1 protein-coding gene is annotated in these 355 nt (G+C 41.1%); it reads left to right on the top strand.

Features of this window, described 5'->3' with window-relative positions:
* Positions 1 to 355, top strand: a 355-nt coding sequence (locus tag EIZ48_RS30645; RefSeq protein WP_160658836.1) for an integrase catalytic domain-containing protein, incomplete at both ends; no start/stop codon positions are given.

The following is a 355-nucleotide window of genomic DNA, read 5'->3' as shown; positions in this document are numbered from 1 at the left end:
GGGACCGTTCCCCAGTTCGTTTGGAAAGCAATATATTTTAGTCGCAGTTGATTATGTCTCAAAATGGGTGGAAGCTATAGCAACTCGAACTAATGATCACAAAGTTGTTATCGCCTTTTTAAGGAATAACATTTTTAGTAGATTCGGGATGCCGAGAGCTATTATCAGTGATGGAGGAACCCATTTTTGCAATAGACCTGTGGGAGTGCTAATGAAAAAATATGGTGTGATGCACAAAGTTAGTACAGCCTACCACCCACAGACGAATGGGCAAGCAGAATTGGCAAATCGAGAAATCAAATTGATAATTGAAAAGACGGTGAATCCTAACCGGAAAGATTGGTCCACCAGACTG

Origin of the sequence: Photobacterium alginatilyticum (assembly GCF_009910675.1) — a bacterium.
In the GTDB taxonomy this organism is placed as follows: Bacteria; Pseudomonadota; Gammaproteobacteria; order Enterobacterales; family Vibrionaceae; genus Photobacterium; species Photobacterium alginatilyticum.
The sequence above is the reverse complement of the archived record's forward strand: the minus strand, read 5'-3'. Positions and strand labels throughout refer to the sequence as shown.